Genomic DNA, 24,982 nt, shown 5'->3' with positions numbered 1-24,982 from the left:
CGCCTGCGAGATATGCCTGCGTATCCGGTGGCGCTGCCAATCCGTCGTCAAGAGGTCAGGCCGAACCGGATGCCCGGACTTAGCCCCAGCAGAGGTTGGTGCCCTCATCGGTGTTGATGCTCTCGACGCCCTCAGCAGGCTGATCCGTCACCAGCGCCACGCCGGTGTCAAAAAACGCCTTGCCCGGTGTCGGTGCTGGTTTCTCGCCAGTGCTGGCCCAGGCGCTGATCGCCTCGATCCCCTTGGAGGCCATCAGCAGCGGATATTGCTGCGAGGTCGCGCCAATGACACCATCCTTGATGTTCTGCACACCGGGGCAGCCGCCATCAACAGAGACGATCAGCACGTCATTTTCACGGCCGATCGCCTTCAGCGCCTCATAGGCACCCGCAGCGGCAGGTTCATTGATCGTATAGACCACATTGATCATCGGATCCTTGGCCAGCAGGTTCTCCATCGCGCGGCGACCGCCTTCTTCGTTACCTGCGGTGATATCATTGCCGACAATGCGCGGATCAGTCTCGTCGCCCCATTTGTTGGGATCGCCCAGATCAATGCCAAACCCCTGCAGGAATCCCTGATCGCGCAGCACGCCCACCGTGGGCTGGCTGACAGCAAGATCCAGCATGGCAATCTTTGCATTGGCCGCCTCATCGCCCAGGCTTGCTGCTGCCCATTTGCCGATCAACTCACCGGCCAGAAAATTGTCGGTGGCAAATGTGGCATCGGCGGAATCAATCGGCTCCAGCGGGGTATCCAGCGCAATCACCACCAGACCAGCGTCGCGCGCCTGCTGCACCGCCGGCACGATTGACGAAGTATCGGAGGCGGTCAGCAGGATGCCCTTCGCCCCATCGGCGATACAGGTCTCAATCGCCGCCACCTGGGTTTCATGGTCGCCATCCACCTTCCCGGCAAAGCTTTTGAGCGTCATGCCCAGCTCTGCCGCCTTGGCCTCGGCGCCCTCTTTCATCTTGACGAAAAACGGATTGGTGTCGGTCTTGGTGATCAGGCAGGCCGTCACGCCCTCCGCCGCAAAGGCGCTGCCAGACATGGCCGCAAATCCAAGCGCGGTTCCCAATAGCAATTTCTTCATGATGTCCTCCCTCAGCATCATAACGCACAAACAAACACAGGACGGGCCAGCCGTCGTGTCGCCCATAGAGGGCCGTGATTCTGACCTCCCTGTCAATAAGTAAATCAACTTGACTTATTAAGTCGATATCCGCACTTTCCTCAGATCTCAAAGCGTGATTAGGGTCCGCCGCATGGAACAAGAGCAAGCCAGATCCCTGACCGGCGGTGTCAATCAGACCGGTGTCCGCGTGTTCAACGAACGGCTGATCCTGTCTCTTCTGCAGCGCAACGGGGCGATGCCCGGCAGCGCGTTGGCGCGGGGGACCGGCCTGTCGCCACAGACTGTCTCCGTCATCCTGCGCAAGCTGGAAACCGATGGGCTGCTCAGGCGTGGCGCGACTCAGCGCGGCCGGGTTGGCAAGCCGTCGGTGCCCATGGGTCTCAATCCTGACGGCCTCTTCTCCTACGGGCTGAAGATCGGCCGCCGCAGCGTCGAGGTGCTGTTGATGGATGTCTGCGGTGCGGTGCGCCAGCAGCTGCGGCTGCGCTACCCCTACCCCACGCCCGCGGTGGTCTTTGACTTCCTGCGCGACAGCATGCGCCAGATCGAGGCGGCACTGCCGCCAGAGCTGCACCCGCGCATCTGCGGCATCGGCGTTGCTGCCCCCTTCCAGCTCTGGACCTGGCATGCCCAGATCAACGCCCCCGCAGAGGCGCTGGCCGACTGGCAGACGGTTGATTTCACATCTGAAATTGCGCGCTTCAGCGCCCTGCCCGTGCATGTGGTCAATGATGCCACCGCCGCCTGCCGCGCCGAACATATGTATGGCCGGGGCAAGGCCTATCGCGACTACGCCTATTTTTTCGTCGGCGCCTTCATTGGTGGCGGCGTGGTGCTGAATCACCGGGTGCTGGAGGGCAATCAAGGCAACGCCGGCGCGCTTGGCTCCCTGTCGATGCTTGGCCCCGACGGACAGGAGGCAAAGCTCCTGGACCTTGCCTCCATCCACCTCCTCGAGCAGCGCCTGCGCGATGCGGGCAAGGATCCCGGCCAGCTCTGGCAGCTGCCGATGCATTGGTCCGGATTTGACGCCGAGGTCACCCCCTGGCTGGATCAGGCCGCCGACGCCATCGCCCGCGCCAGCCTCGCGACCTGCGCGGTGATTGATTTCGAAGCGGTGCTGATCGACGGCGCCCTGCCCGACACCATCCGCGCGGCCCTGGTCGACCGCACCCGCACCGCTTTGGCGGCTCTCGACGCCCGCGGCCTGATCCTGCCCCGCATCGAATGCGGCGCCATCGGCCCCAACGCCCGCGCCATCGGCGCCGCCAGCGGCCCGATCATCTCCCAATATCTTCTGGACACCAATTCCGTCTTCAACGCCGCCCTCTGAAGGGGCTGCTCACCCCGGACAGTTGCGCGCAAAGACGTCGTTCAGATACGATTGATCGTTGATGACAAACTGTGTCTCCCCAACCCGCTCAAACCCCTGTGATAGGTAGAACGCCTTGGCCGGGGTGTTTTCGGCATTGCTGGCCAGCCAGACACGCGCCACGCCCTCCTCCGCACAATGGGCCAGACCCGCGCGCAGCAGTGCGGCTCCAATGCCCCGCCCATGGTGGCGTGGCTGCACATAAAGCGTTGTGATCTCCACGTCCGAACAGCCCGGTGTCGGCCCCGGACGCCCGCGACTGATGCGGACATAGCCATCAATGCCAACCCGGTTCTGCGAGACAATGACATGCTCCTGCGGATCAGCAAGCGTCTCGGCAAACCGCGCCGCCGTCAGCTCCGCCAGCGCATAATCGGCAAAGAACCCGCTCACCCCCTCGCGCAGATAGGTCCCGACCCAAACCTCCAGCGACAGCGCCGCCAGGCTGGACGCATCCGCCATATCTGCAACCCGCAGAGTAAGATCTGGGTGGTCAGTCACGTAGGCAGCATGAATTATGTGAGGCGAGCTCTGACATCACGCCCAAAAGCCTTGGATTCCGCCATCTCCAAACCGCAAATAAATAGCCCAGCCTGTTAGACCACAATTCACAAATAATAGAAAGGCAAAGGTAATAGTCGCACCGATATATCTTCTAAAGACGCTGGGGAACTCTCTCCCAGGCCGGGAGGTATCATTCAAGTACTTCTGCCAACCAACAGGTTTTGATTGCGCGTCACCACCATAAATATATGCCTCCAGTAAACCACTATATTCACCTAAGGCCTTCAATATCGAATAATCGACCTTCAAACGGTACAAACAAAGGCCACAAAAAATCGTACTTATTAACAATATATACTCAATCCCAACCGGCGGCACACCTGCATTAAATTTGGATACCAACCACCCATAAAATGCTGCATACCCGGACAATATTACTATTTCCAAACGCCAAATAGCCTGTAACGCCATTCGGGTTTGAATCCGGTTCTGCTCCCACTCAGATCTAGCAAAATCTAGATTTATGTCGGAGCATCTACCCCCATTTGAACAATCCGAACTCATCAGATGACTTCCTCAAGTTGCGCCCTCCCTCAAATCTCCTCCACATCCATCACCCCGTCCAGCGATTTCAGCGCGCCTTTGATCTGGGGGTTGATGGGGAAGGGCTGGCCCAGATCCATCTCAACATCACCGGGCAGGCCGGGATCCTGCAGGTACATATAAACCTCCCCGCGCGCGGCGTTGCGGGCGGCAGATTTGGCATCCTCCAGCACCTGTGCCACCGTCGCCACAGCGCTCGCCTGCGAGATATAAACCCGCAGCGAACTGCGTCCGGCGTCGGCAATCGCCGCATCCACCGGCCCGACAGAGCGCACCAGCAGTTTCAGCTGATCGCTTTCCATCGTGGCCTCTGCGGTGATCACCACCTTGGCGCCGGTTTCCAGAAATTCACGTGATTTCTCCAACACTTCGGAAAACAGCGTGACCTCATAGCCCCCGCTGGTGTCCGACAGCTGGGCAAAGGCAAAGCGGTTGCCGCGGGCCGATTTGCGCTCCTGCCGACCGGCGACAACACCGGCCATCTTGGCCATGAACGGCCCGCGCTCCGCCTTGGCCGTCACCTCGTCCAGCGTCATCACATCCTTGCGTTTCAGCGCAGGCATATAGTCGTCCAGCGGATGACCCGAGAGGTAGAACCCAATCGCCTTGAACTCCTCCGACAGCCGCTCAGCAGGCAGCCAGTCCGGGGTGCCGGGTAGACGCGGCTCTGGCAGATCCTCCCCCGCCTCACCGAACAACGACACCTGACTGGAATTGCGCTGGTCATGGACGGCGGAGGAATAGTCCACCAGCGCGCCGAGGCTTTCAAACACCCGACGGCGATTGGGGTCCAGCTGATCAAAGCCCCCGGCCCGCGCCAGCATCTCCAAGGGGCGTTTGCCGACCTTTTTCAGATCCACCCGGCGGGCAAAATCAAACAGCGTGGCAAAGGGCTTGTCCTCACCGCTCTCACGCCGCGCCGCGGTCACCAGACGCATCGCCTCCACCCCGACGTTTTTCAGCGCGCCCAGCGCATAGACCAGCTCCCCCTTGACCACATTGAATGTCGCCTCTGAGCGGTTCACACAGGGCGGTACATAGGGCAGGCGCAGGCCTTTCTTGACCTCTTCGAAGTAGATCGCCAGCTTGTCCGTCAGATGGATATCGCAGTTCATGACGCCGGCCATGAACTCCACCGGGTGGTTCGCCTTGAGCCAGCCGGTCTGGTAGCTGACCACCGCATAGGCCGCCGCGTGCGATTTGTTGAAGCCGTAGTTGGCGAATTTCTCCAGAAGGTCGAAAACTTCCGACGCCTTCTTGGCCGGAACGCCGTTTTCCGCTGCACCTTTTTCAAACTTCGGACGCTCGGCGTCCATCGCCTCCTTGATCTTTTTACCCATGGCGCGGCGCAACAGGTCGGCGCCGCCCAGCGTGTAATTCGCCATCACCTGGGCGATCTGCATCACCTGTTCCTGATAAACGATGATGCCCTGGGTTTCCTCAAGGATGTGGTCGATCAGCGGATGCACCGACTGGATCTTGCGCAGGCCGTTCTTCACCTCGCAATAGACCGGGATGTTCTCCATCGGGCCCGGACGATACAGCGCCACCAGCGCCACAATGTCTTCGATACAGGTGGGTTTCATGCGCTTCAGCGCGTCCATCATGCCGGTGGATTCCACCTGGAACACCGCCACAGTCTTGGCCCGCGAGTAGAGATCATAGGTGACCGTGTCATCCAGCGGGATGGCGTTGATCTGGTTCTCCGCCCCCTCCGGCGGATCATAAAGCTGGGTGCCATCGGCGGCCACATGCAGATCACGGCCCGACTGGAAAATCAGATCCATCGCGTTCTGAATGACGGTCAGCGTCTTCAGGCCAAGGAAGTCGAATTTGACCAGCCCTGCCTGCTCCACCCATTTCATGTTGAACTGGGTCGCGGGCATGTCCGAGCGCGGATCGCGGTAAAGCGGCACCAGCGCATCCAGCGGTCGATCGCCAATCACCACACCCGCCGCGTGGGTGCCCGCTGATCGCAACAGTCCCTCGACCTGCATGCCGTATTTCAGCAGCCGGTCGACAACCTCTTCGTTCTCCGCCTCCTCGCGCAGCCGCGGCTCTTCGCGTAGACTGTCCACGATAGACATCGGCTTCACGCCCTCGACCGGGATCAGCTTGGACAGCCGGTCCACCTGGCCATAGGGCATTTGCAACACCCGCCCCATGTCGCGCACCGCCGCCTTCGACAACAGCGCACCAAAGGTGATGATCTGCCCAACTTTGTCACGGCCATATTTCTCCTGCACGTATTTGATCACCTCCTCCCGGCGATCCATGCAAAAGTCGATGTCGAAGTCCGGCATCGACACCCGTTCCGGGTTCAGAAAGCGTTCAAACAGCAGCGAATAGCGCAGCGGATCAAGGTCGGTAATCGTCAGCGCATAGGCCACCAAGGAGCCCGCACCGGAGCCCCGCCCCGGCCCCACCGGTATATCGTGATCCTTGGCCCATTGGATGAAGTCGGCAACAATCAGGAAGTAGCCCGGGAACCCCATCCCTTCGATGATGCCCAGCTCGAAATCGAGCCGCTCTTGGTATTCCTCGACGCTCACCGCATGGGGGATCACCGCCAGCCGCTGCTGCAGGCCTTCATTGGCGATGCGGCGCAACTCTGCAACCTCGTCATCGGCAAACTTCGGCAGGATCGGATCGCGCCGATACGCCATGAAGGCGCAGCGTTTGGCAATCTCCACCGTGTTCTCAATCGCTTCGGGCAGATCGGCAAACAGCGCCACCATCTCTTCCTGGCTCTTGAAATAATGCTGCGCCGTCAGACGCCGCCGTGGTTCGGCCTGATCGACATAAGCGCCCTCAGCGATGCAGATCATCGCGTCATGGGCCTCATACATTTCTGTGTTCGGGAAATAGACGTCATTGGTGGCAACCAGCGGCAGATCCATGGCATAGGCCATTTCCACATGGCCGCGCTCGGTCGCCTGCTCCGCCTCTGGTTGGCCATGCTCTCCGGGATGACGCTGCAGCTCCACATACAGACGATCCGGGAACATCGCCTTCAGCCGCTGCATCAATGCTTCAGCCGCCGGACGCTGCCCCATCTGCAACAGCCGCCCCACCGGCCCATCCGGCCCACCGCTGAGGCAGATCACATCTTCAGAATGCGCCGCCAGCTCCTCCAGCGTCACATGCGCCAGTTCACTGCCTTCGCGCATGTAAAGACAGGAGTTCAGCTTCATCAGATGCTCATACCCGGTCTCGCTCTGCGCCAGCAGCACCAGCGGAGCGGGCGGTTTGGGCCGCTCCCCGGGGGCCGGCTCAGTGAACCGCAGATCCACCTGACAACCCATGATCGGTTGCACCCCGGCCCCGCTGGCCCCAACCGAAAATTCCAGTGCGGCAAACAGGTTGTTGGTGTCGGTCACCGCAATCGCGGGCATCTCATGTTTCTTGCAGAGATCCGGCAGCTTCTTCAGCCGCAGCGCGCCTTCCAAGAGCGAATATTCGGTATGGGTGCGCAGATGAATGAATCGGGGAGCATTTGTCATGCCGCCAAGCTACCGCCAGCACCGCCAAGGTTAAAGCGCTTCCACACGCGGGTGACCAACTTCCGGCACACGGCAGGCTTTTTCAATTGCCGTAAAATTGGGCGCTTATTATTCCGCTTTCTTTGAAAGTCTTATCAAGATCCGCCCGGAGCCCTGCGACAATCCGGCATTAAACCCTTCAAAAATAACGGCATACACCGGCACACAGCAAGGATCTTGCGCCGTCGCCCGGCTCCATGGCAGAGTCACTTTTCCTTGCCAGAACAACAGCCTGCTTTCTAGGCTATCGGCAACAGATCTACCAAGGCCCGCCATGTCTTCTACGTCGCATCGAAGGGATGGCACCAAGGGAAAACCAAAGTAACGCGACGGGTTTCTGACATGACAATCACCTTTCGGCTGAACGGTGAAGAGGTCGCGCTGACGGAGGTCTCTCCGACGGCGACACTGCTGGACTGGCTGCGCGAGGATCGCGGCCTCACCGGCACCAAAGAAGGCTGTAACGAGGGCGACTGCGGCGCCTGCACTGTGATGGTCACCGATGACCACGGCGCCAAGCCGCTCAACGCCTGCATCCTGTTCCTGCCGCAACTGCACGGCAAGTCCATCCGCACCGTCGAAGGGGCCGCAGGCCCCGATGGCCAGCTGCACCCCGTCCAAGAGGCGATGATCACCCACCACGGCAGCCAATGCGGTTTCTGCACCCCGGGGTTCATCATGTCGATGGTGACCGCTCATAAGAACGGCGCGCAGGATCACGATGACCAACTGGCAGGCAATCTCTGCCGCTGCACCGGCTACGCCCCGATCATCCGCGCCGCTGAGGCCGCCGCTGAGGCGCCGATCCCCGACTGGATCCACAGCGAAGACGCGATCAGCCTCTCCGAAACAGGCGGTGATGTCACGTCCTTGCGCCCCACCTCCGCCGACGCGCTGGCCGCCGCCTATGTCGCGCGGCCCGAGGCGACGCTGATTGCGGGCGCCACGGATGTAGGCCTCTGGGTGACCAAACAGCTGCGCGATCTGCCGGATGTGATCTTCCTTGATGGTTGCGAGGATCTGAAGCAGATCACCAAGCAGCCCCACGGCAGCCTGCGCATTGGTGCGATGGTCGACATGAACCGCTTGCGCAGCGCGCTTGCCGCGCGCCATCCGTCTTTTGGCGAAATGCTGCGCCGCTTTGCCAGCCAGCAGGTGCGCGCCGCCGCCACCATTGGCGGCAATATCGCCAATGGCTCCCCCATCGGGGACACTCCGCCTGCGCTGATCGCCCTTGGCGCGACACTGCACCTGCGCTGTGGGGATACCCGCCGCAGCCTGCCGCTTGAGGAGTACTTCATCGACTACGGCAAACAGGACCGCCAGCCCGGCGAATTTGTTGAGGCGATCACCCTGCCTGCACTCCCGGAGGGTCAAACTGAGGCCCTGCGCGTCTATAAGCTCTCCAAACGGTTCGATCAGGATATCTCTGCCGTTCTGGGGGCGTTCAATCTGACGGTTGAGGACGGCCAGATCACCGCCGCCCGCATCGCCTTTGGCGGCATGGCAGGTGTGCCCAAGCGCGCCAGCCACGTGGAGGCCGCGCTGATTGGCCAGCCCCTGTCAGCTGCCACGCTCGCCACCGCGCGGGGCGAATTTGCCCGCGACTTCACCCCGATGAGCGATATGCGCGCCTCTGCCGACTATCGGCTGGAGGCGGCGGCAAATATGCTCGCTCGCTATTTTGACGATCTGGGCCAGCCGACCACCCCCACCCATGTGCTGGAGGTGAAGTGATGGCTGTTGCAAAACCCCTTCCCCATGATGCGGCACGGCTGCATGTGACCGGTCAGGCGCGCTATGTGGATGATATTCCGGCGCCGCGTGACACGTTGCATCTGGCCTTTGGCCTCTCCACCGTGGCCCATGGTGATATCACCGCGATGGAACTGGAGGCCGTGCGCCAAAGCGATGGCGTGGTTGCGGTGCTGACCGCTGAAGATCTGCCCTTTGACAATGATGTGTCTCCCTCGGCACATGACGAGCCGCTCTTGGCCAAAGGGTCTGTTCACCATATCGGCCAGCCGGTGTTTCTGGTGGTGGCAACCTCCCATCGTGCGGCACGGGTTGCGGCGCGCAAGGGCGAGATCAGCTACGCCGAACGCCCGGCTCTCCTGACGCTGGAGGACGCGCTGGCCGCAGACAGCCGGTTCGAAGACGGCCCCCGCATCTACTCCAAAGGTGACGCAGACAGCGCCATCCAGACCGCCGCGCATGTGGTTGAGGACACGTTTGACATCGGCGGGCAGGAGCATTTCTACCTGGAAGGCCAGGCCGCCATGGCCCAGCCGCAGGAAGACGGCGGCATGCTGGTCAACTCCTCAACCCAGCACCCCACCGAAATCCAGCACAAGGTGGCCGAGGCCATCGGCCTGCCGATGCACGCCGTCCGGGTTGAGACCCGCCGCATGGGCGGTGGCTTTGGCGGCAAGGAAAGCCAGGGCAACGCGCTGGCCGTGGCCTGCGCCATCGCCGCCCGCGCCACGGGTCGCACCTGCAAGATGCGCTATGACCGCGATGATGACATGACCATCACCGGCAAGCGTCACGCCTTCCGCATTTCCTATCGCGCGGGCTTTGACGCAGAGGGGCGCATTCTGGGGGTTGAATTCACCCATCTGGTTGATTGCGGCTGGGCGCAGGATCTGTCGCTGCCGGTGGCGGATCGCGCCATGCTGCACAGCGACAACGCCTATCTGATCCCCGCGATCCGCATCGAAAGCCACCGGCTGAAAACCAACCGTCAAAGCGCCACCGCCTATCGCGGCTTTGGCGGTCCACAGGGCATGGTGGGCATCGAACGGCTGATGGATCACGCGGCCCATGCCCTGGGTCTGGATCCGGTCGCGCTGCGCCAGCGCAACTATTATGCGCCGATGCAGTCCGCCACCGCGCCAGCGGGCGCGCCCCACGACAGCTCTGTCCCCGCGCCGGATGCGGCGGGCGATCTTGCCTCTCGCGGTGCCCCAGCAGACTCAACCAATGTCACCACACCCGCCGCAGATGTGCAGACCACCCCCTACCATATGCCGGTAGAGGACTTCGTTCTGCACGAGCTGACCGCAGAGCTGCTGGACACATCAGACTACGCAACCCGCAAGGCGGAGATCGCGAAGTGGAACGCCGATAATGACCGCCTCAAGCGCGGGATTGCGTTTTCGCCGGTGAAATTCGGCATTTCCTTCACGCTGACCCATCTCAATCAGGCGGGTGCGCTGGTGCATGTCTATCAGGATGGCTCGGTCCACCTGAACCACGGCGGCACCGAAATGGGTCAGGGCCTGTTTCAGAAGGTGGCACAGGTCGCCGCCAGCCGCTTTGGCATCTCGCTGGACAAGGTAAAGATCACTGCCACCGACACCGCCAAGGTGCCAAATACCTCGGCCACGGCAGCCTCCTCCGGCACCGACCTCAATGGCATGGCGGTGAAGGCCGCCTGTGACACCATCCGCGACCGCATGGCGGCCTATCTCGCGGAGCGCTATCAGCAGCCAGTCGCAGCCGTGCGGTTTGAGGACGATCGGGTCATCATCGGCAGCGAAGAGCTGAGCTTCGAGGCGGCGGCGATGGAATGCTACACAGGCCGCATCAGCCTGTCGTCTACCGGGTATTACAAAACCCCGAAACTGGAATGGGACCGCATTCAGGGCAAGGGGCGCCCGTTCTTCTACTTTGCGTATGGCGCGGCGATCACCGAGGTTGTGGTGGACCGCCTGACCGGCGAAAACCGCATTCTGCGCGCCGATGTTCTGCATGATGCGGGCGCCTCGCTGAACCCCGCATTGGATATCGGGCAGGTGGAAGGCGCTTATGTGCAGGGGGCGGGCTGGCTCACGACAGAGGAGCTGGTCTGGGATCAGACCGGCAATCTGCGCACCCATGCGCCCTCCACCTACAAGATCCCCGCCTGTTCCGACCGCCCGGATGTGTTCAATGTCGCGCTTTGGAATGGCGAGAACCGCGAGGACAGCATCTATCGCTCCAAAGCGGTGGGGGAGCCGCCCTTCATGCTGGGAATTTCGGCCTGGCTCGCGCTCAGCCATGCGGTGGACGCCTACGGCGGCGGCTATCCGGCGCTGAATGCGCCCGCAACGGCGGAAGAACTCTGGCGGGCGGTGCGTCGCATCGCGCCGGAGGCCTGAGCGATGGGTTTTGATCTGCAGGATCTGAGCCACAGGATTGCGGCGCATGGACCGGTGGTGCGGGTGGTGATTGCCGCCATCCGCGGCTCCTCCCCGCGTGAGGTAGGCGCGGCGATGCTGGTCTGGAAAGACGGCCAGTCCGGCACCATCGGCGGTGGCGCGTTGGAGCATGAGGCGGCTGAGGCGGCTCGTGCCCAGCTGGCGACGGGTCGGATGCGGCAGCAGACCACCCGCGCACTTGGTCCCGACCTGGGGCAATGCTGCGGCGGGTCGGTGACACTGTGGAGCGAGTTGTACCGCGCTGAGGATCTGAAGCAGTTGGACGACGAGGTGATCCTGCGGGCGCTGCAGACGGATACGGGCGAACCGCCGCTTGCCCTGCGGCGCAAACTGGCGCTGGCCCGCAGTCAGGGGCAACGCCCCGATCCGCAGCTGAGCGATGGCTGGCTGCTGGAACCTGTGCACCGCCCTGAAACGCCGCTGTGGATCTGGGGAGCGGGCCATGTCGGCCGCGCCCTGGTCGATGTGCTGGCGCCGATGCCGGATCTGGATATCACCTGGGTCGATACCGGGCCTGAGCGCTTCCCCTCTGACAGTCCTGCGGCTGTCACCACCGTGCCCGCAGCGGAGCCTGCGGCATTGGTGCCCCATGCCCCTGAAAATGCACAGCATTTGGTGCTTACCTATTCCCATGCGCTGGATCTGGCGCTATGCCACGCCCTGTTGCTGCGCGGCTTTGCCTTTGCCGGGGTGATCGGATCTGCCACCAAATGGGCGCGGTTCCGCTCGCGGCTCAGGGAACTGGGCCACAGGCCGGATCAGATCGCCCGGCTGACCTGCCCCATTGGCGATCCCGCCCTTGGCAAGCATCCGCAAATGATTGCGGTGGGGGTTGCGGCAGAGCTTTTGCGCCTGGGCGCCACAGACGAGTTGAAGAAGGACAGACGCGCGTGACCCAACCTCTCCTGAGCCTGCAAGGTTTGACAAAGGCCTATCCCGGTGTTGTTGCCAACGATACGGTCTCCTTTGATATCGGCGCGGGAGAGGTTCATGCCCTGCTCGGCGAAAACGGCGCCGGGAAATCGACGCTGGTCAAGATGATCTATGGGCTGGTGAAGCCCGACAGCGGCACCATGCTGCTGCGCGGGGAACCCTATACCCCCGGCGAGCCGCGACAGGCCCGCGCCGATGGCATTGCCATGGTGTTTCAGCATTTTTCGCTGTTCGATGCGCTGAATGTGGCGGAGAATATCGCCCTTGGCATGGAAAACCCGCCTGCGATGCGCGATCTGGCCAGCCAGATCCGCCGGGTCTCGGAAACCTATGGCCTGCCGCTGGATCCCTACCGCACAGTGGGCGACCTCTCTGCGGGCGAACGTCAGCGGGTAGAGATTATCCGTTGCCTGTTGCAGGACCCAAAACTGCTGATCATGGATGAGCCTACATCCGTGCTCACCCCGCAGGAGGTGGAGATCCTGTTTCAGACCCTGCAAAAGCTGCGGTCCGAGGGCACGTCGATCCTCTATATCTCCCACAAGCTGGAAGAGATCCGCACGCTGTGTGATCACGCCACCATTCTACGGCTGGGCAAGAATGTCGGGGAATGTGTACCGGCTGAGACCTCGGCCCGCGATATGGCGGAGATGATGGTGGGCACAGCGCTGCAAACGCCGGAACGCTCCGGCCGCGCGCTTGGCGATGTGGCGCTGGATATCAGCGGGCTGTCGGTGCCTGCGCCCTCTGCCTTTGGTACCGCGCTGAAGAACGTACATATGACCGTGCGCAAGGGAGAGATCCTCGGCGTGGGCGGGGTTGCGGGCAACGGTCAGGACGAACTCTTGGGTGTGCTGTCGGGCGAGACCACAACCGCCGCCGATGCGGTCACCCTGGATGGCGCCCCGATTGGCAACCTTGGCCCCGTGGCGCGCCGTCGGTTGGGTATTCTGGCCGCCCCTGAGGAGCGTCTGGGTCATGCCGCAGCGCCGGATATGAGCCTGACAGAAAATGCCATGCTGACCGCCGCCACCCGCGAGGGGCTGGCGAGCCGGGGTTTCCTCAAATGGGGGCTGGCGCAGGAATTCGCCGAGAAGGTCATCAAGGACTTCGACGTCCGCACGCCTGGCCCAGAGAATGCCGCGCGCTCTCTGTCCGGGGGCAACCTGCAGAAATTTGTCATTGGCCGCGAGGTCCTGCAACGCCCGGAGGTTCTGGTGGTGAATCAGCCGACCTGGGGTGTGGATGCCGCCGCCGCTGCTGCAATCCGCCAGTCGCTGCTGGATCTGGCCGCCGGGGGCACCGCCGTGATCTGTATCAGTCAGGATCTGGATGAACTGATGGAGATCGCCGACAGTTTTGCCGCCCTGAACGAGGGCCGATTGAGCGCGCCGCGCCCCACTGCGGGTCTCAGTGTCGATGAAATCGGCCTGATGATGGGCGGCGCCCACGGCATGGAAGTTGCGCATGTCTAGCCTAGCGGCCGAGCGCACGCAGTCCAACCGCAGCGCAGGCTGCCGGGTTCGGAGTGTGAGTATTTTTGGAAAGATGACAGGCACGCAGGCACAGATCTGCGACCGGGGGGAACGATAGGAATGATCCGGCTAGAAAAGAGACCACAGCCATCGCGCGTCTGGTCGATGGCAACGCCGCTGGTGGCGGTGCTGGCGACGATGATTGCGGGCGGGCTGCTGTTTGCCGCCCTCGGCAAAGATCCGGTGGCGGCGATCCGCACCATCTTTTGGGACCCGTTGTTTGGCGAATTTGCCTTCTACTACCGCCCGCAACTGCTGGTGAAGGGTGCGCCCCTTGTGTTGATCGCCATCGGCCTGTCCTTGGGCTTTCGTGCGGGGATCTGGAACATCGGCGCTGAAGGCCAGTACATCATGGGCGCCATCTGTGGCGCCGGTGCCGGCCTTGCCTTTTACCCGTCGGATTCGGTCCTGATCTTTCCGCTGATGGTGGTGGCTGGTGCGCTTGGCGGCTGGGCCTGGGCGATGATCCCGGCCGTGCTCAAGACCCGCTTTGGCACCAATGAGATCCTGGTCTCGCTGATGCTGGTCTATGTGGCCGAGCAGTTCCTCGCCTCGGTCTCGCTTGGCCTGTTGAAAAACCCCGAGGGCTTCGGCTTTCCCGGCTCGCGCAACCTGCAGTCCTGGGACAGCGCCCATAACGCCGAGCTGATCGCGGGCACTGGCATGCACTGGGGCGTTGTGGCGGCGCTGATTGCCGTGATCTTTGCCTATGTGCTGCTGAACCGTCACATGCTGGGCTATCACATCCGCCTGAGCGGCGAGGCCCCCCGTGCGGCGCGTTTTGCAGGTGTGAACCCCACCCGGCTGGTGCTGTTCTGCCTTGGCACCTCCGGCGCGCTGGCGGGTCTTGCGGGCCTGTTTGAAGTTTCCGGCCCCTCCGGTCAGATCTCCATTGATTTCAATGTGGGCTACGGGTTTACCGCCATTATTGTCGCCTTCCTTGGTCGGTTGCATCCGGTGGGTATTCTGCTGGCCGGCGGGTTGATGGCGCTGACCTATATTGGCGGCGATATCGCGCAGTCCAACATGGGCCTGCCCTCCGCCGCGATCCAGGTGTTTCAGGGGATGCTGCTGTTCTTCCTGCTGGCCTTCGACCTCCTGACCAATTTCCGCATCACCCTGCGCATGCGGGAGGTGGCGTGATGCCAAGGCCTGCATTCTGGTGGACCCTCGCGGTATTGGGCACCGTTCTACCCTGGCTGTTCTTTGCGTCATTCATTGCCCAGCACGGCCTGTCGCCTGTGTTGTTCATAATGGCACTGTTTGAGAATGGGGCTGCTGCGGGGTTTTCGACGGATATCCTGCTGTCGATCCCAATATTCTGGATCTGGTCTTTCTTTGACGCCAAACGCGAAGGAGTTGACCTGTGGTGGCTGACCCTGCCTGCGGCCTTCACGGTTGGCCTCTCCCTTGCCTTGCCGCTCTATTTTGCCCTGCGTGAAACGAGGAACGCCTGATATGGATCTTTCTGCAATTAACCCGGTCCTGCTCATCGCCTCACTGATGGTGGCGGCCACACCGATCCTGATCGCTGCCATTGGCGAATTGGTGGTGGAGAAATCCGGCGTTCTGAACCTTGGCGTCGAAGGCATGATGATCACCGGCGCCATCGCCGGTTTCGCCACCGCAGTGGAGACCGGCTCCCCCCTGCTGGGCTTCTTTGCTGCCGCCTTTGCCGGGGCGGCGCTGTCGGTGCTGTTCGGGTTCCTGACCCAGTTTGCCAAGGCCAATCAGGTCGCCTCTGGTCTGGCGCTAACGCTGTTTGGTCTGGGGCTGTCAGCGCTGATGGGACAATCCTATGTCGGGGTGAAGCCGCCGCAAATGGGCGACATCCATATCCCCGTCTTGAGCGATCTGCCGGTGGTGGGGCCAATCCTCTTTGGCCACGATATCATTCTCTATTTCGGCATCGCGCTCACCGCCGCTGTCTGGGCGCTGCTGAAGTTTTCCCGCGCCGGGCTGATCCTGCGGGCGGTGGGTGAAAACCACGACGCTGCCCATGCGCTGGGGTACAAGGTGATCCGCATTCGCCTGATGGCGATCCTGTTTGGTGGGGCCTGTGCCGGTGTTGGCGGCGCCTACATCAGCCTCATCCGGGTGCCGCAATGGACCGAAGGCATGACCGCCGGTGTCGGCTGGATTGCACTTGCGCTGGTGGTCTTTGCCAGCTGGAAACCCTGGCGTGCGCTGCTGGGTGCCTATCTTTTCGGCGGGGTCACAGTGGTGCAGCTCAATCTGCAGGCCGCAGGCGTTGCCATCCCGGTCGAGTATCTGGCAATGTCGCCCTACGTGATCACCATTATCGTGCTTGTTATTCTTTCCGCGGACAAGAGCAGCGCACCTGCCGCCCTTGGCCGCAATTTCCACGCCTCCCGCTGATCTGGCGGGTGGCGGAACCTCTGTCCAGGGTCCTCTCCTGGGCACAACAACCAAAACGGGGAGTCCGTAAAGATGAAACTGAATAAACTGCTGACCAGCGCCGCAGTGGCGCTTGGCCTGGCAACCGGCGCCGTGGCCGCAGACGACAAGACCAAAGTGGGATTTGTCTATGTTGGCCCGGTGGGTGATGGTGGCTGGACCTACGAACATGATCAGGGCCGCAAGGCCGTGGTTGCGGAATTCGGCGACAAGGTCGAAACCGTCTACGTCGAAAACGTGGCAGAAGGCCCCGATGCCGAACGCGTGATGACCCAGATGGCGCTGGAAGGCGCGGATCTGATCTTCACCACCTCTTTTGGCTACATGGATCCGACCATTAACGTCGCCAAGAAATTCCCCAATGTGAAGTTCGAGCACGCCACCGGCTACAAGCGCGCCGACAATGTCTCCACCTACTCGGCCCGTTTCTACGAAGGCCGCGCGGTGCAGGGTCACATTGCGGGCAATCTCACCGAGAGCAATATCGTTGGCTATATCGGCTCCTATCCGATCCCCGAAGTGATCCGGGGTATCAACTCGGCCTATCTGCACGCCAAGAAGGTGAACCCCGATGTGGAGTTCAAAATCGTCTGGGCCTTCACCTGGTTTGATCCTGCCAAAGAAGCCGACGCCGCCAAGGTTCTGATCGAACAGGGCGCCGACGTGATCCTGCAGCACACCGACTCCACCGCGCCGCAGGCCGCGGCGCAGGCCGCTGGCAATGTCTATACCTTCGGGCAGGCCTCCGACATGGCGGAATACGCGCCGAAACCGCGCGTGTCCTCCATCATTGATGACTGGGCACCCTATTACATCGCCCGCACCCAGGCGGTCATGGATGGCAGCTGGGAAAGCACCGACACCTGGGACGGCATCGGCGCCGGCATGGTGAAAATCGGCGAGATCACCGATGCGGTTCCTGCCGCCGTGAAGGAAGAGGCGCTGGCGCTGAAGGCCTCGCTGGCGGATGGCTCCTACCATGCCTTCACCGGTCCGATCAAAAAACAGGACGGATCCGACTGGCTGGCAGAAGGTGAGACCGCGGATGACGGCACCCTGGCGGGCATGAACTTCTTCGTCGAGGGCATTCAGGGCGATATCCCGCAGTAAGCAGCGGCGCCTCTTCAACGATGTAATGACACGAAAGGCCCGCCTCATCCGGCGGGCCTTTTTTTGTCGCAAGGAACGTCAATGATACCTGCGAGAGGAAGCCTCTCCGGGACAAACGACCTCCGCCTGTCACCTTTCCCAAAATACTCAAAATCCTAGGGCGCGGCTCAGGACCTCAGTCGCGATGAAACACCCGCAGCGCCAGCAGCACGCGGGAACTGGCAGTCACCAGACACAGCGCGCCAAACACCCAGGCCATGGGGGCAAACCACGCAGGCAGCAGGCACAGGAGCACGAAGAAGCCGATGGTCTCCGCCCCCTCCAACAGACCGCCGGTGAAATAGAGCGTCTTCACCCCGCGCGCCGTGCTCTTCATCTTGTGTTTTTCCGCCAGCACCGCATAGCCCAGAAAACTGGTGCCGTTCACATAGAACGTCATCAGCAGGAAGGCGCCCGCCACCGCATTCTGGCCGGGATCCGCCAGCACAAAGGCCAGCGGCACCGCGCCGTAGAACAGGAAATCGCAGGTGATATCGAGATAGCCGCCAAAATCACTTGGTTCACTGGCGCGGGCCACCGCACCGTCCAGACCATCCGCCAGCCGCGACAGCAGCAGCGGCAGCAGCGCCAGCGCAAACAGACCGCAGGCAATCATCACGGCCGATAGCAGCCCCAGCGCCAGCCCCAGCAGCGTCACCTGATTGGCGCTGATGCCGGCGCGGGCGATCACCTGCCCCTGCGCGTTCAGCATCGGATCAATCAGCGGGCGGATTTTTGAATCAAACATACTCTCCCCTACCCCGCGTACCGGGGCTTTGCCACTCACGATTATGATAGGCAGGATGCGGGATTTCCCGCAGATATCTTTGCGCCAATATCTGACATTTTGCGCTTTTGGTTGCGGCGCACTCGTGCCACGCTGCGGCGCATGAGCACCAAACTGATCAGCCTAGACGGCACCCCCGCCAGCGCCCTTGCCTTTGGCACCATGCAGTTTGGCGGCCGTGCCAATGCCGCGCAATCAGCTGCGATGTATGACGCCTGCCGCGCCGCCGGGATCACCCATTTCGATACCGCCTGGGTCTATACCGATGGCCAGAGCGAAGAAATCCTCGGCCAATTGATCCGGGACGCCCGCGACAGCCTGCTGATCGCCACCAAGGTCGCCTATACCGGTGGCGCAGGCCGCGAGAATATCCGCCGCCAGCTGGATCAGTCACGGGCGCGTCTGGGGCAGGATATGGTCGATATCCTTTATCTGCACCGCTACGACGAAGAAACGGATCTGCGCGAAACGCTTGCCTCACTGGCTGAGCTGCGCGCGGCCGGGCAGTTTCGCTATCTCGGCCTGTCGAACTTTGCCGCCTGGCAGGTGATGAAGGCGATCATGATCGGACAGGAGTTTGATCTGCGCCCGGCGATCCTGCAGCCGATGTATTCGCTCATCAAACGTCAGGCCGAAGTGGAACTCCTACCGATGTGCGCCGATCAGGGCATTGCCGTTGCCCCCTATTCGCCGCTGGGCGGCGGGATGCTGACCGGGAAATATGCTGCGGGTCTTGCGGATGAAACAACCGATGGCGGCAGCCGGGGCCGACTGGATGAGGATCCCCGCTACCGCGAACGTTACGGCCAGAGCTGGATGCTGGACAGTGCCAGCGCCCTTGCTGAACTGGCTGCGGAGCTGGGGGTAGAGCCTGCGAGCCTCGCTGTGGCCTGGGCGGCAGGCTATGGCGCGCAGGTGACGCCGATCATCTCTGCCCGCACGCTTGCGCAGCTGCGCCCCTCGCTGGCGGCGCTGGATATCGAGATGACGCCCGCGCTTTATGACCGCATCTCAGCGCTGTCGCCGCGTCCGGCGCCGGCCACCGACAGACTGGAGGAACAGGCATGAGCACTCAGATCCCCGATGTGCTGATCATCGGCGGCGGGCTTGCGGGTCTTAGCGCCGCAGCCGCACTCAGCCCCCGACGCAGCACCCTTGTGCTGGAGAGCGAAAGCGCACTTGGCTATCATTCCTCCGGTCGCTCTGCGGCGATGTTTGAGGCCCATTACGGCCCCGGCCCGGTGCAGGTGCTGACACAGGCCAGCGAGGCCCACCACCGCAGCCATGGCTATCTCAGCCCGCGCGGCATGATGCTGGTCGCAGGCCCCGATCAGGCAGAGGAATTTGCCGCTGACTGCGCCGCCCTGTCGCTGACAGAGATTCCCGTGGAACAGGCCGTCCAGATGGTGCCGGTGCTGAACCCCGCCGCAGTAGGCTTTGCCGCCTATCACGACACCGCCGAAGATCTGGACGCCGACCGGCTGCTGCAGGATTTCGCTAAGGTCACGCGCAGCCACGGCGGGGTGATCCGGACCGATGCGCAGGTGACAGCCATCCGCCACAGCGCTGCAGATGATCTTTGGGAGGTTGAGGTCACCATCGGCACGGGGACTGGCAGAACCACCGAAACCCTGCGCAGCCGCCATATCGTCAATGCCGCCGGTGCCTGGGCCGATGAGATCGCCGCGCTGGCGGGTCTCCCCCCGATTGGCCTGCAACCCAAACGTCGCTCCATGGCGCGGCTGCCTGCCCCCGGTGGCCACGATGTCACCCGCTGGCCGATGATCATGGGAGTGGGCGAATGCTGGTATGCAAAACCGGACGCAGGCAAGCTGCTGGTCTCCCCCGCCGATGCCGATCCGGTCGCGCCGCATGATGCCTATGCTGATGATATGGTGCTGGCCGAGGGGCTGGCCCGGTACGAAGAGATGGTCAGCGAGCCTGTCACGCGGGTAGAGCACAACTGGGCGGGTCTGCGCAGCTTTGTCGCTGACGGTGTGCCGGTGATGGGGCCCGACCCGGATCAGCCCAGCTTTGTCTGGTGTGCGGGTCAGGGGGGGTACGGCGTGCAGTCCAGTCCCGCTGCCGGACGCTTGATTGCCGACCTGATCACCGGTGAGACCCCGGAAATCGATGCGGCCACGCTGGCCGCTCTCAGCCCCGGACGGGTGCGCTGATGGCTGTGCGGAGCGTCCCCGGAGAAGCCTCCGTCGCGCTGCCTGAGGCGGGTGAGAAGCTGTTTGCCCCCTCTGCCGCGCGCAATCTGGAGCCGATTGCAGATCTTCTGGCCCAGATCGCCCCCCAGCCCGGCACGGGGGAGGCCCCCCGCCCGCGCGCACTGGAAATCGCCAGCGGCACCGGCCAGCATATTGTCGGCTTCGCCCGCCGCTGCCCGCACCTGGAATGGCACCCCAGTGACGTGGACCCGGCACGATTGGCCAGCATCACCGCCTACAGCGCCGAGAGCGGGTGCACAAACATCGCCCCGGCCCGCCAGCTGGACGCCACCGAAGGGCCCTGGCCCGAGGATATGGCTGCCTTTGAACTGATCGTCCTGTGCAACCTGCTGCATCTGATCAGCACGCCGGAAGCCAAAGCGCTGATCCGAGGGGCCGCCGATCATCTGGCACCGGGCGGGCGTTTCGTGATCTATGGGCCGTTCATGCGCGCAGGTGAGTTGACCAGCGAGGGCGATCGCGCCTTTCACACCAAACTGAGCAGCCATGACCCGGAGGTGGGTTATAAGGATGATTTCGATGTGATGGACTGGCTACAGGCCAGCGGTCTGGAGATGGCGGAGGTCATCGAGATGCCCGCCAACAATCTGGCGCTGGTGGCCAGACGACAGGTCAGCCGAGAGGCTCTCTAAATTCGGAGGCCGCTATTGGCGCTCGTTTCGAGCATTTCGTCATTCTCGGCAATCCAACTCTCCAGCTTATCCATCAGACCCGGCCATACTTCATCGTATTCAAGGTGAAACGTCGTCATACACAGTTCCATCTTGTCGAGGTGCGCACTCCCGTAAATCTCTCCCCACCGGTTCCAGAAGCGTGTGTCATATTCGTCGTGATCGACCCGAGAATAACCCGTTACTATGCCTTCATAATTTGGATGAGCACTTTCAGAAAGCCCAGCATACAGCTTCTTAATTCCAGGGTAGCGTTTGTCACATTTGTCCAGGATGGAAACGATGTTAAGCGCCTGATGTCCCGTTGAATCGTCGCGCGAACCCAATAAGAGAATACTAGTTTTCTCTGAAAAAGAGTGAAACTCAATTTCGCCACTTATTACTTTCCGAATAAGAAGGTTAACATAGATAAGCATTGCCAGTGTCTCGAAGCAGCTTCTCAATAAGATACGTGCGCCAAGGGCATGTCCCTGCTGATGCAACCATAACGACTGTGTCAACAAATCTGTTGTCCGCCAGAACGACCCCTCTCGTAACAGCCAGCACCGAAATGGAGCCTTCCACTTGTAAACCGTGGGATTGCGCGCAAACAGCCCTCCGAGTGGAACGTTTTCAACAAGCGATGCCTGCCAGTTGGCCAGATTTTTTTCGATGCTGTCCATGCCGCTCATTTAGCACACGGATTAGGAGAAAAAAACTGCTCATAAGGATTGCCAGCCGTCATTCCTCCATAGCTACCTGATTTTCGCCTGACCCAAAAATAAAGCCCCGGCACAGTGGCCGGGGCTTTGTTGTTTTAGTCTGCGCAAAAGAACCGGGAGGTCACCCGTTCTGGCGGATGGTTTCGTTCTTCGGATCGTAGGGGCTGTCGCAGGTGACGACCGCATCCCACAGCTTGTCCTGCATCTTGACCTTCAGCTTGGTGCCTTCCACCGCAACGTCGGGCTGTACATAGCCCATGCCGATGGATTTCTCAAAGGCCACCGAATAGCCGCCAGAGGTCAGGCGGCCAACGCGGGTTGTGCCGTCTTCAGCATAAAGCGCCTCGTGGCCCCAGGGGTCAGCGTCCGACGGACCGTCGATCAGCAGGGTGCAGCACTTCACGCGGACGCCGGTCTCAACCAGCTTGTCCTTGCCGTGGAAGTCTTTCTCCAGATCGACAAAGCGCGGCAGGTCGGCTTCCAGCGGGGTCGCGTCGCGGCCCAACTCGTTGCCAAACGCGCGGTAGGATTTTTCCTGACGCAGCCAGTTCTGGGCGCGTGCGCCCACCAGCTTCATGCCGTGCTTTTCGCCAGCTTTTTCCAACAGGTCAAAGAGGTAGTTCTGCATCTCGATCGGGTGATGCAGTTCCCAGCCCAGTTCACCGGTGTAGGCCACGCGGATCGCATTGACCGGGCACATGCCCAGTTCGATCTGACGCGCAGACAGCCAGGGGAAGCGCTTGTTCGACAGTGCGGTTTCCGGATCGGCGTCGACGATCACCTCTTTCAGCACATCGCGGGACTTGGGGCCTGCGATGGCGAAGACGCCCCACTGGGTGGTGACATCCTGGATCTCGATATAGCCGAACTCCTCCATCTTGTCCTCTGCGGCCTTGCGCAGGAAGTCGGCGTCATACTCGGTCCAGGCACCGGCGGAGACGAGGTAGTAGTTGTTCTCGCCATTGCGCACGATGGTGTATTCGGTGCGGGTGGTGCCGGCAACGGTCAGCGCGTAGGTCAGGTTGATGCGGCCGACCTTCGGCAGTTTGTTGCAGGTGAACCAGTCGAGGAACTGGGTCGCACCGGGGCCTTTGACGACATGTTTGGTGAAGGCGGTGGCATCCACCAGACCAACCCCTTCGCGGATCGCCTTGGCCTCATCCACGGCATGCTGCCACCAGCCGCCGCGGCGGAAGGAACGGCTCTCTTTGTCGAAGTTGTCGGGGGCATCGACAGGGCCGAAATAGTTCGGGCGTTCCCAGCCGTTGACCCAGCCAAACTGTGCGCCGCGGGCTTTCTGGCGGTCAAACGCAGGTGCCGTGCGCAGCGGGCGGGCTGCCGGGCGCTCTTCATCCGGGTGGTGCAGGATGTAGACGTGCTCATAGCACTCTTCGTTCTTGCGCGCCGCAAATTCGGTGGTCATCCAGTTGGAGGAGTAGCGTTTCGGATCGAGCGACGCCATGTCGATCTCGGCCTCGCCGTCCACCATCATCTGCGCCAGATAGTAGCCGGTGCCGCCCGCCGCCGTGATGCCGAAGGAGAAACCTTCTGCCAGCCACATATTGCGCAGGCCGGGAGCCGGGCCAACCAGCGGGTTGCCGTCGGGGGTGTAGCAGATCGGGCCGTTGAAATCGTCCTTCAGGCCGGATTCGGCGCAGGAGGGCACACGCTCGGCCATCGCCATATACTGATCGGCAATCCGGTCCAGATCCAGCGGGAACAGATCAGCGCGGAAGCTGTCTGGCACGCCGTGCTCAAAGCGCGCAGGTGCGCCATGCTCATAGATGCCAAGGATCCAGCCGCCGCGCTCCTCACGGGCATAGGATTCGTTGTCGGCGTCGCGGATAACGGGATGTTCAGGGTTGCCGGCTTCACGCCATTTGACCAGCTCGGGGTCCTTGTCCATGACGATGAAGGTGTGCTCCACCGGGATCGCTGGCATTTTGATGCCCAGCATCTTGGCGGTGCGCTGCGCGTGGTTGCCGGAGGCGGTGACGACATGCTCGGCGGTGATCACGACTTTCTCGTCGCTCTCAATCAGGTTGCCGCCCTTCTCAACCATCTTGGTGCAGGTGACTTCCCAATGGGTGCCATTCCAGTGGAAGTCGTCGGCCTGCAGCTTGCGGTGGATCTCAACGCCGCGCTGACGGGCGCCCTTGGCCATCGCCTGGGTCACATCGGCGGGGTTAATATAGCCATCTTCGGTGTGGTAGATCGCCCCCTTCAGGTCGCCAGTCTCAATGAGCGGCCAGCGTTCCTTGATCTGATCCGGGGTCAGCCATTCGTAGTCGACATCGCAGGTCTCGGCGGTGGAGGCATAGAGCATATATTCATCCATGCGATCCTGAGTCTGCGCCATCCGCAGGTTGCCCACCACGGCAAAGCCTGCGTTGAGGCCGGTTTCTTCCTCAAGGGTCTTGTAGAAATCGACCGAGTATTTGTGAATATGGGTGGTCGCATAGGACATGTTGAACAGCGGCAAGAGACCCGCCGCGTGCCATGTCGAACCGGAGGTCAGCTCATCACGCTCAATCAGCATGACGTCGTCCCAGCCTGCTTTGGCAAGGTGATAGGCAATCGAGGTGCCGACAGCGCCACCGCCGACGACCAATGCTTTGACTTGGGTTTTCATGGGCCCGCTCTCCGGAAAATGATGACTCGTTTGCAGGGAGTTATGCCCCGCCTGCAGATTTTGCGCCAAATCCATCCGACCCAAAACATGACAAAACCGACCTAGCGTCGCCCGGAATGCAGGTTTCTGCCCGCCCCCTGTCGGTTTTCGCGGTCATGACCGCGATTTGCAGCTCGGGTTTGCACAGGCAACGCTGCGCATGGCTTTGGTCCGGTCGGGGCACTGCCCTGCCGGAGTATCGGTCTCTTTGGCTCTGCTGCAGCCGATTGCTCGGGGCTGATATCCAGCCAGAATTCCAAGCCATAAGAAGTGGCGGCGCCGCCGGAAGCGGAGGTGGGACGGGGCTGTCGACCCCGCACGCTGAACGTCGGTTGTGCGTGCCCCTGCCAAGGGCCCTGTTCCAAAGTGCCGGGGATGTCAGTCCCGGCGGTGATCGCGATCAGCCCAGATCATGACAGTTTCAGATTGGGCAAAGGTAAGCCCCCCCGTGCGGCAGCTTCGCAACGGGCCGCCTTCTGCACCTGCAACGGCAGCGCCGTGAGTATTTCAGGAAAGGTG

19 protein-coding genes are annotated in these 24,982 nt (G+C 61.9%); 12 read left to right on the top strand and 7 right to left on the bottom strand.

Features of this window, described 5'->3' with window-relative positions; genetic code table 11:
* Positions 1–79 precede the first annotated feature (79 nt).
* Positions 80–1,096: a sugar ABC transporter substrate-binding protein gene (locus OO25_RS07840; RefSeq protein WP_040179492.1), complete on the bottom strand. Its 1,017-nt coding sequence runs from the start codon at positions 1,094–1,096 to the stop codon at positions 80–82.
* 172 nt (positions 1,097–1,268) lie between these two features.
* Between OO25_RS07840 and OO25_RS07835 the strand changes: the two genes are divergently transcribed.
* Complete coding sequence (locus tag OO25_RS07835; RefSeq protein ID WP_040179490.1) at positions 1,269–2,471, top strand: ROK family transcriptional regulator; 1,203 nt, start codon at positions 1,269–1,271, stop codon at positions 2,469–2,471.
* A 9-nt stretch (positions 2,472–2,480) separates the two neighbouring features.
* Here the strand turns inward: OO25_RS07835 and OO25_RS07830 are convergent, their stop codons facing one another.
* The 3 genes from OO25_RS07830 to dnaE all read right to left on the bottom strand — a co-directional run bounded on the left by OO25_RS07830 (position 2,481) and on the right by dnaE (position 7,120).
* Entirely contained in the window at positions 2,481–3,011 is a 531-nt protein-coding gene (locus tag OO25_RS07830) for a GNAT family N-acetyltransferase (protein WP_040179489.1), read from the bottom strand.
* Between the two features lie 36 nt (positions 3,012–3,047).
* Positions 3,048–3,485 (bottom strand): hypothetical protein, encoded by a 438-nt coding sequence (locus OO25_RS22760; RefSeq protein ID WP_139044757.1) that lies wholly within the window; start codon positions 3,483–3,485, stop codon positions 3,048–3,050.
* A 122-nt stretch (positions 3,486–3,607) separates the two neighbouring features.
* Entirely contained in the window at positions 3,608–7,120 is a 3,513-nt protein-coding gene (gene dnaE, locus OO25_RS07825) for a DNA polymerase III subunit alpha (protein ID WP_040179487.1), read from the bottom strand.
* A 381-nt stretch (positions 7,121–7,501) separates the two neighbouring features.
* Between dnaE and xdhA the strand changes: the two genes are divergently transcribed.
* The 8 genes from xdhA to OO25_RS07785 all read left to right on the top strand — a co-directional run bounded on the left by xdhA (position 7,502) and on the right by OO25_RS07785 (position 17,357).
* Positions 7,502–8,896, top strand: a complete 1,395-nt coding sequence (gene xdhA, locus OO25_RS07820; protein WP_040179485.1) for a xanthine dehydrogenase small subunit — start codon at positions 7,502–7,504, stop codon at positions 8,894–8,896.
* On the top strand, positions 8,896–11,301 hold the full coding sequence (gene xdhB / locus OO25_RS07815) for a xanthine dehydrogenase molybdopterin binding subunit (RefSeq protein WP_040179482.1): 2,406 nt from the start codon (positions 8,896–8,898) through the stop codon (positions 11,299–11,301). Before xdhA ends, xdhB begins: the two co-directional genes overlap by 1 nt.
* A gap of 3 nt (positions 11,302–11,304) precedes the next feature.
* On the top strand, positions 11,305–12,255 hold the full coding sequence (gene xdhC, locus OO25_RS07810; protein WP_040179481.1) for a xanthine dehydrogenase accessory protein XdhC: 951 nt from the start codon (positions 11,305–11,307) through the stop codon (positions 12,253–12,255).
* The gene (locus OO25_RS07805; RefSeq protein ID WP_040179479.1) at positions 12,252–13,769 is read left to right on the top strand and encodes an ABC transporter ATP-binding protein; all 1,518 of its coding nucleotides are present in this window, start codon (positions 12,252–12,254) and stop codon (positions 13,767–13,769) included. The genes xdhC and OO25_RS07805 overlap by 4 nt, the downstream gene beginning before the upstream one ends.
* Positions 13,770–13,889: 120 nt before the next feature.
* Positions 13,890–14,972 (top strand): ABC transporter permease, encoded by a 1,083-nt coding sequence (locus OO25_RS07800; RefSeq protein WP_040179476.1) that lies wholly within the window; start codon positions 13,890–13,892, stop codon positions 14,970–14,972.
* A complete protein-coding gene (locus OO25_RS07795; protein ID WP_040179473.1) occupies positions 14,972–15,286 on the top strand; it encodes a DUF2834 domain-containing protein in 315 nt (104 codons plus the stop codon). Before OO25_RS07800 ends, OO25_RS07795 begins: the two co-directional genes overlap by 1 nt.
* A 1-nt stretch (position 15,287) precedes the next feature.
* On the top strand, positions 15,288–16,208 hold the full coding sequence (locus tag OO25_RS07790) for an ABC transporter permease (protein ID WP_040179471.1): 921 nt from the start codon (positions 15,288–15,290) through the stop codon (positions 16,206–16,208).
* 72 nt (positions 16,209–16,280) lie between these two features.
* Complete coding sequence (locus OO25_RS07785) at positions 16,281–17,357, top strand: BMP family ABC transporter substrate-binding protein (protein ID WP_040175572.1); 1,077 nt, start codon at positions 16,281–16,283, stop codon at positions 17,355–17,357.
* A 175-nt stretch (positions 17,358–17,532) separates the two neighbouring features.
* Here OO25_RS07785 and OO25_RS07780 read toward each other — a convergent pair whose 3' ends face one another.
* Complete coding sequence (locus OO25_RS07780; RefSeq protein WP_040179468.1) at positions 17,533–18,144, bottom strand: CDP-alcohol phosphatidyltransferase family protein; 612 nt, start codon at positions 18,142–18,144, stop codon at positions 17,533–17,535.
* Positions 18,145–18,285: 141 nt separating this feature from the next.
* On the opposite strand from OO25_RS07780, the gene OO25_RS07775 reads away from it, so the two are divergent.
* The 3 genes from OO25_RS07775 to OO25_RS07765 are packed head-to-tail and all read left to right on the top strand — an operon-like array spanning position 18,286 to position 21,052.
* Entirely contained in the window at positions 18,286–19,251 is a 966-nt protein-coding gene (locus tag OO25_RS07775; RefSeq protein ID WP_040179466.1) for an aldo/keto reductase, read from the top strand.
* Complete coding sequence (locus tag OO25_RS07770; protein ID WP_040179465.1) at positions 19,248–20,360, top strand: FAD-binding oxidoreductase; 1,113 nt, start codon at positions 19,248–19,250, stop codon at positions 20,358–20,360. The genes OO25_RS07775 and OO25_RS07770 overlap by 4 nt, the downstream gene beginning before the upstream one ends.
* Positions 20,360–21,052 (top strand): DUF938 domain-containing protein, encoded by a 693-nt coding sequence (locus OO25_RS07765; RefSeq protein WP_040179463.1) that lies wholly within the window; start codon positions 20,360–20,362, stop codon positions 21,050–21,052. Before OO25_RS07770 ends, OO25_RS07765 begins: the two co-directional genes overlap by 1 nt.
* Here OO25_RS07765 and OO25_RS07760 read toward each other — a convergent pair.
* On the bottom strand, positions 21,049–21,753 hold the full coding sequence (locus OO25_RS07760) for a hypothetical protein (RefSeq protein WP_040179754.1): 705 nt from the start codon (positions 21,751–21,753) through the stop codon (positions 21,049–21,051). The genes OO25_RS07765 and OO25_RS07760 overlap by 4 nt on opposite strands.
* Positions 21,754–21,913: 160 nt before the next feature.
* Positions 21,914–24,424: an FAD-dependent oxidoreductase gene (locus OO25_RS07755; RefSeq protein WP_040179462.1), complete on the bottom strand. Its 2,511-nt coding sequence runs from the start codon at positions 24,422–24,424 to the stop codon at positions 21,914–21,916.
* Positions 24,425–24,982: the final 558 nt, after the last annotated feature.

Source organism: Phaeobacter sp. S60, assembly GCF_000826845.1.
In the GTDB taxonomy this organism is placed as follows: Bacteria; Pseudomonadota; Alphaproteobacteria; order Rhodobacterales; family Rhodobacteraceae; genus Phaeobacter; species Phaeobacter piscinae.
The sequence above is the reverse complement of the archived record's forward strand: the minus strand, read 5'-3'. Positions and strand labels throughout refer to the sequence as shown.

Coding starts and splice junctions, on each gene's coding strand:
- OO25_RS07765 (WP_040179463.1), top strand. CDS start 20,360: ATGGCTGTGCGGAGCGTCCCCGGAGAAGCCTCCGTCGCGCTGCCTGAG.
- dnaE (WP_040179487.1), bottom strand. CDS start 7,120: ATGACAAATGCTCCCCGATTCATTCATCTGCGCACCCATACCGAATAT.
- OO25_RS07770 (WP_040179465.1), top strand. CDS start 19,248: ATGAGCACTCAGATCCCCGATGTGCTGATCATCGGCGGCGGGCTTGCG.
- OO25_RS07800 (WP_040179476.1), top strand. CDS start 13,890: ATGATCCGGCTAGAAAAGAGACCACAGCCATCGCGCGTCTGGTCGATG.
- xdhA (WP_040179485.1), top strand. CDS start 7,502: ATGACAATCACCTTTCGGCTGAACGGTGAAGAGGTCGCGCTGACGGAG.
- OO25_RS07760 (WP_040179754.1), bottom strand. CDS start 21,753: ATGGACAGCATCGAAAAAAATCTGGCCAACTGGCAGGCATCGCTTGTT.
- OO25_RS07795 (WP_040179473.1), top strand. CDS start 14,972: ATGCCAAGGCCTGCATTCTGGTGGACCCTCGCGGTATTGGGCACCGTT.
- OO25_RS07835 (WP_040179490.1), top strand. CDS start 1,269: ATGGAACAAGAGCAAGCCAGATCCCTGACCGGCGGTGTCAATCAGACC.
- OO25_RS07840 (WP_040179492.1), bottom strand. CDS start 1,096: ATGAAGAAATTGCTATTGGGAACCGCGCTTGGATTTGCGGCCATGTCT.
- xdhB (WP_040179482.1), top strand. CDS start 8,896: ATGGCTGTTGCAAAACCCCTTCCCCATGATGCGGCACGGCTGCATGTG.
- OO25_RS07785 (WP_040175572.1), top strand. CDS start 16,281: ATGAAACTGAATAAACTGCTGACCAGCGCCGCAGTGGCGCTTGGCCTG.
- OO25_RS22760 (WP_139044757.1), bottom strand. CDS start 3,485: ATGGCGTTACAGGCTATTTGGCGTTTGGAAATAGTAATATTGTCCGGG.
- OO25_RS07755 (WP_040179462.1), bottom strand. CDS start 24,424: ATGAAAACCCAAGTCAAAGCATTGGTCGTCGGCGGTGGCGCTGTCGGC.
- OO25_RS07775 (WP_040179466.1), top strand. CDS start 18,286: ATGAGCACCAAACTGATCAGCCTAGACGGCACCCCCGCCAGCGCCCTT.
- OO25_RS07780 (WP_040179468.1), bottom strand. CDS start 18,144: ATGTTTGATTCAAAAATCCGCCCGCTGATTGATCCGATGCTGAACGCG.
- xdhC (WP_040179481.1), top strand. CDS start 11,305: ATGGGTTTTGATCTGCAGGATCTGAGCCACAGGATTGCGGCGCATGGA.
- OO25_RS07790 (WP_040179471.1), top strand. CDS start 15,288: ATGGATCTTTCTGCAATTAACCCGGTCCTGCTCATCGCCTCACTGATG.